Here is a 6000-nt window from a genome sequence, read left to right on the forward strand (position 1 = left end):
TCCTCCTTAATTTAGTGGTATCCGAATACGGTCTGCTTTTAGTATAAAGCTCAGTCGCCTGCGAAATCTAGGCTAGCATCACTGTTTAAGTAAATGTAACGAAACTTCCGCATCACAACCTGCATAAACCGGGTTTTTTGCCCGGTTAAATGGCTGTAACCAAGTATTATCGCAAAAACCAGGTTTATGACTACCCGTGCGTCCAGGACTATAGATAAACCAGCTCCGGCTATACTAATTGAATGGCGATCGCCCCAACCAACTTATCAATCTCCGCCTCAGTGGTCAAATAGTGAACACAAGCCCGCACACAATCAGGATTAAGAATTGTCCGCACCATAATTCCCTGTTTCTCCAACAAATCGACAAGCTTTTTGTGCGGCATCCCATTCGTTAATCGAAACGAAACCAAACCCGCTTCCGGCGCAGATGTCCGCAAACATTCCACATCGGGAAGTTCCGACAAACGCTTCCAGAGATACTTACTCAAACGGCAAATTTCTGCATACCTTTCCTCGATCTTACCCCATTCATGTTGCAGGGCGATCGCACTCCGCAAACCCGCATACAAAGGATAAGCCGAAGTCGCAATTTCATAGCGCTGCGCTCCAGACTTCCACCCAAGGACTTTAGCATTAGCATCCGTCACAATTCCCCGCCAACCGATAAACACCGGATGCAAATCGGCCAAACCTTCTGCACTCACATAAAGCCCCCCCAAACCTTCCGGGCCGCACCACCATTTGTGACCAGTAAAAGCATAAAAGTCAACCCCAGCTTCAATCAAATTTAAAGGCAAAACCCCCACTGATTGAGCCGCATCAACTAACACTTTGACTCCGGTTTGATGACATACTTTCACAATCTCAGCCAGAGGCAAAACTTGGCCAGTATTCCACAAAATGTGACTGATAACCAACAAGCGAGTATTTTGCCGCAAACTATCAGCAATCACCGCCACCGGATCACCTTCATTCAAAGTAGCCGCCAACGGACAAAACGAAACCTCAATGTTGAAACGGCGCTGAAGTTCCATTACACTAGCTACAATGCCGGGGTGTTCGCAATCAGAAAGCAGCAAATGGTCGCCTGCTTTCCAGTCAATGCCCCACAGCGCAATATTGCAGCCGACGGTGACATCTTCAGTTAGGGCAATGGTTTCAGGAGGTACCGTCAACTCAGATGCGATCGCACGTCGCGTCAGCATCGCCTCCTGAACCACCCAAGCCCCCACCTCCCCCGAAAACGGCCCCCCAAGCTGCACCCGTTTGTAAGCCTCATAAATCACCTCTAAAGCAGGCTCAGGCAGCGGCCCTTGTCCGCCGTAGTTAAAATAAGCTTTATTGGCCAAAGCTGGGAATTGTTGCCGGTGATTGTCCTTTGTCATTTTTTTTGGGGAATTATTGATAGCGTTAATATTGAATAACTAATGCTGTGAATTTTATACCTTTTGCCTGATACTCTATGCCTTGCGAATACTAAATGTTAATAACTGACAAACTGCTACTTTCCTATCAGCGATGCCATCTCCGAGCATTTTTAGACACCTGCGGAGACTGGAAACAACTAGATCCCCCCAGCGACTTTTTGCTGAAACTGATGCGCGACAGCGCGGCATACCAGCAGCAAGCTTTGGAAAACGAGACTTATCAACAACCATATTATCCTAGAGGGGATTGGGAAGCCGGCGCGGCCGCTACATTGAGTTTAATGCAGCAAGGGGTCGATCGCATTTACCGAGGAGTTCTGATCCAGGGCGAATTCGGCCAAACCAACGCCGCAACAACTTCTATGGTAGGAATTGACAGTCAATATTTCCCCGAATTTGGCGAAATCCCCGAAACTCCCGTTCATCTTTCATCCTCCAATCTTCACTCTTCAAACATTACCCTGATCGGCCGCCCCCATTTATTAATCAAACAGCCGGGACAATCAAAATTTGGCGATTGGAGTTATATTACTGCGGATATTTGGCTTAGCAAGCGACCAAAACAAGAGTATCAAATTATCGCAGCTTTTCACGCCCAAGTTTTAGCTTCCGTACAGGAAACAAGGCCCGAGACTGCGTGGCTGATGCTGCGAAAAAAAGGGTGGTGGCAGGTGAATCTCGACCAACGAACTCCTCAGATGTTCGAGATTTTAGACAACTGCATTCAGATGATAGAAAATCGGGATAAACCCGAGGTGTTCATTTCCCGGCAAAAGTGCAATCTTTGCGGTTGGTATACTCTCTGTCACGCCGAAGCCGAATCTATTAAACATCTTTCCTTATTGCCGGGAGTTACTGCCAGTCGCTATGCTAGACTAAAAACTCTCGAAATTACTGATGTAGAAGCTCTCGCTAATGCTAGTTCCGAACTGCTAGCTGAGTATCCAGAATTCCCCGACAGAGTTGCTTTTGATGTGGTGCAGCAAGCTAAATCGCATTTGCTAAATCAACCGCTGTTGCGGGAAGAAGGAAGTTCGGCAACGGATTTTGTAACGGATGTAACGGATAGAAGTTCGGCAACGAGCAATGTAGGGGATGTAACGGATAGAAGTTCGGCAGCGAACACTGTACGGGATTTAACAAATTTAACGGATGGAGGTGTGAGGAAAGAAAGAATAAGAGAAGAGCCAGAAGTTAATCAATTTATAACCATACCAGAAGTTGCCGAGAAGAGTTTAGCAACAGTTAATCTTGTACTGGGAAACACTACAGAAAATAAACCTGCCACATCTTCTATACCTGCACCAATTCTCCGCAAGAAACCAATTCCGTATTCCCAATCTGTCTTTTTGCCGATCGCCCCAATCGAACTCTACTTTGACATTGAAGCGGAACCCGAGTTAAACTTAGATTACCTCCACGGAGTCTTAGTTGTTGACCGATCCAACAATACGGAAAAATTCCACGGCTTTTTAGCAGAATCAGCAGCAGAGGAAGGTGCAATCTGGGAGCAATTTTTAGAATTAATGTGGACTTATCCCATTGCTCCGATTTTCCATTTTTGCGACTACGAAGTCAAGACTTTTAAGCGGCTGGCTAAACTTTACAATACTCCAGCTTATTTGTGGAAACCTGTGCTGAAACGGTTTGTAGATATTCACAAACAAGTGACGCAAAAGGCGATTATGCCGGTGGAAAGTTACGCACTCAAACCCATTGCCCGCTGGCTGGGTTTTGACTGGCGAGATGCTAAGGCTAATGGTGCTCAGTGCGTCTGCTGGTACGACGATTGGCTCAAAACTGGCGATCGATCGCTCTTGGAGGCGATCGTCCGCTACAATGAGGACGACTGTCGTGCTACTTATGTGGTTAAAGATTGGTTGACCAATTTTTTGCTAAATCATGAGCCGTGATTTTCTGATTTAATGAACCGCTTTCGTCGCGGCGCGAAGGAAGAAAGGGAAGAGGAAGATAGGTAATAATGTATTTATTGGTAAAATGCGAAAGCTAGGAAAAGCAACTATATTTATTGTCTGTTTTTTGATGGCAGCAACTGTTGCTATTTGGGTAAACCAGTCAGCCAAATCTTTCGCCGTTACGAAAATAGATTTTATCGGCAGAGCAATATTTCCTACAGGTTCTCCGTTTCAGGGAACGGAAATTGGCGGACTTTCGGGCATTACTTATGATGCCGAGAAACAAGTTTATTATGCCATTTCTGATGACCGCAGCAGCAAGGCTCCGGCGCGCTTCTATACTCTCAACATTAACTTGCAATCTGGCAAACTCGAAAAAGAGCAAATTACTTTTACTGGTGTCACTACTTTATTAGATGAAAACGGCAAAGGTTTTCCTGAATTAAGTTTAGATCCGGAAGGGATAGCTTTTACTGGCAATAGCGTGTTTGTTTCTTCTGAGGGAGATGTCGATCGCCAAATAAATCCTTTTATTAAAGAGTTCTCCCTCGATGGTAAACTGCTGAAAACGCTGCCAATTTCTGACCTATTTTTGCCCGACGACAAAGGCAGTAAAGGCATCCGCAACAATCTATCATTTGAAAGTTTAACTTTAACGCCCGATCGCAAATACCTATTCACAGCCACCGAAAGCGCCTTGGTTCAAGATGGCGCCGTAGCTTCCCTGGAAACCGGGAGCCCGTGCCGGATTTTGCGCTACGATGCGGCGAGCGGCAATCCAGAAGCATCGTTTCTCTACATCACCGAACCGCTACCCCCTGGTGCGAATCCTGTGGGAAAATTAACTAGCAACGGTTTAGTGGATTTGTTGGCGATCGACGATAACCGCTTGCTGAGTTTAGAGCGTGCTTTCTCCCTGGAAACCGGAGTAACTGTTAAACTATTTGAGATTTCTCTGGAAAAGGGCGATCGTATTGAAGCACTCGAAAGCCTCAAAAGCCGTCTCAGCGAGGTTTCTCCCGCTCAAAAACGGCTGCTGCTGGATTTGGAAACGCTGAAAATTCCCCTAGACAACATTGAGGGGTTGACATTTGGCCCCGCCCTGGCGGATGCTAGCAGAGGTCTGATTTTGGTGAGCGACAACAACTTCAGTCCCCTGCAAGAGACTCAAATTTTGGGCTTCCAAATAAAAGTTCAAAAAACCTCTTGACAAAAGGTGAAGTTATAGGCATAATAGAAATTGTGCCTGAAAAAACGGCAAAACGAGGGACAGTAGTTCAATTGGTTAGAGCACCGCCCTGTCACGGCGGAAGTTGCGGGTTCGAGCCCCGTCTGTCCCGTTCTCTCTCCATGAGGGTTTGAGGTTTTTAGGGTGTAGACTATTCTAGTAAAATAATAGTTTGCAGCCAACTTGCAGCCAAAATGGAAATTTTACCGCAACAAAATAGACAAGGAATTATCGTGCGATTTTCTGTAGGGGGCGATCGATTTTCTTTTTCTCCGCTCAAAGGTGGAAAATGGGAAAGCAAACGCGATCGCGATTTAGTCGCCGCGATCGGCACAAAAATTGTTAACGATATTTTGGCTGGCGCTTTCGATCCGACTTTGGAAAAATACAGGCACAAATTTTGCAACCACAACGCGACCGAAGCAAAATCAATAAAAACCAGCAAACTCCGCTGGCTGGAAATTTGGGACAATTTCGTTGCATCGTTAAAGCTAAGCAAGGCTACTGCCGCCGATCACTACGCTTGCGTGAGGGCAATGATTGTAAAAGCAGATAATCCCTACGTGTCAGAAACTGACTGGCTGATTGAGCGCACAGATTTAGCCGCTTCAACTTTCAACCGCCGCGCAAGTATGTTGCAAAAATGCGTAACGTGGGCGATCGAGCAAAAGATAATTTTTAAAAATCCGCTGGCAGGAGTGGAAACGCGATCGCAGACTTGGGAAGAAGAGGAAAAGACAGAAGCCGTAAAAGCTCCTTTTAACTCTGCAGAGGTTGTGAAAATTATCGAATATTTTTACCAAAAGCACCCCAGTTACGGACCTTTTGTAGAATTCTTACTTTTTTCTGGGGTGCGAACCGGCGAAGCAGTCGGACTGCGCTGGAAGGATATCGATTTAGAAAAGCGCATTGTCGCGATCGAGCAAAGCGTCAGCCGCGAGCGGGGCGGTTATAAAAAAGTTGCGAAGCGGCCAAAAACTTTGCAGTCCCGCCGCATTCTCAAAATGAGCGATCGGATTTATGAATTATTTTTAAAAATTGGAGATAGCGAAAAACTTGACAACGAATTAGTTTTTAAGTCTGCCAAAGGTTGCGAGATTGATCACGGTAATTTCCGCTGCAAATATTGGAAGCCAGGACTCGAACAACTGGAAATTCCCTACCGCAAGCCCTACGCCACTCGCCATACTTTATTATCTAAAGCTCTCGAATCTGGCTCAACAATTCCACAAGTGGCAGCAATTGCGGGTCATAAAGACGGGCGGATGATTTTGCAACATTACGGCAGGGTGATAAATCAAGTTCAACTGCCAGACTAACAAGCGATCGCAAAACCCGATCGTTCGATTACGAATCATTGGGTTACCTCAAGCTACGCGCTTGCCGCCCCAGCTAACACCAATGAGCTGGGGTTCACCGGCAATTGA

General features: G+C 46.1%; 4 protein-coding genes and 1 tRNA gene. 4 read left to right on the plus strand and 1 reads right to left on the minus strand.

Annotation, left to right across the window (positions count from 1 at the left end; translation table 11 throughout):
• Window positions 1-229: 229 nt before the first annotated feature.
• On the minus strand, window positions 230-1387 hold the full coding sequence (locus QUA23_RS13420; RefSeq protein ID WP_333076442.1) for an aminotransferase class V-fold PLP-dependent enzyme: 1158 nt from the start codon (window positions 1385-1387) through the stop codon (window positions 230-232).
• Window positions 1388-1482: 95 nt separating this feature from the next.
• On the opposite strand from QUA23_RS13420, the gene QUA23_RS13425 reads away from it, so the two are divergent.
• The 4 genes from QUA23_RS13425 to QUA23_RS13440 all read left to right on the plus strand — a co-directional run bounded on the left by QUA23_RS13425 (window position 1483) and on the right by QUA23_RS13440 (window position 5892).
• The gene (locus tag QUA23_RS13425) at window positions 1483-3342 is read left to right on the plus strand and encodes a TM0106 family RecB-like putative nuclease (RefSeq protein WP_333076443.1); all 1860 of its coding nucleotides are present in this window, start codon (window positions 1483-1485) and stop codon (window positions 3340-3342) included.
• Between the two features lie 85 nt (window positions 3343-3427).
• On the plus strand, window positions 3428-4555 hold the full coding sequence (locus tag QUA23_RS13430) for an esterase-like activity of phytase family protein (RefSeq protein WP_333093877.1): 1128 nt from the start codon (window positions 3428-3430) through the stop codon (window positions 4553-4555).
• 56 nt (window positions 4556-4611) lie between these two features.
• Window positions 4612-4685: transfer RNA gene (locus tag QUA23_RS13435), tRNA-Asp, on the plus strand.
• Window positions 4686-4767: 82 nt separating this feature from the next.
• A complete protein-coding gene (locus QUA23_RS13440; protein WP_333079680.1) occupies window positions 4768-5892 on the plus strand; it encodes a site-specific integrase in 1125 nt (374 codons plus the stop codon).
• Window positions 5893-6000 lie beyond the last annotated feature (108 nt).

The sequence above is a fragment of the Microcoleus sp. Pol1C5 genome (assembly GCF_036701115.1).
Lineage (GTDB): Bacteria > Cyanobacteriota > Cyanobacteriia > Cyanobacteriales > Microcoleaceae > Microcoleus.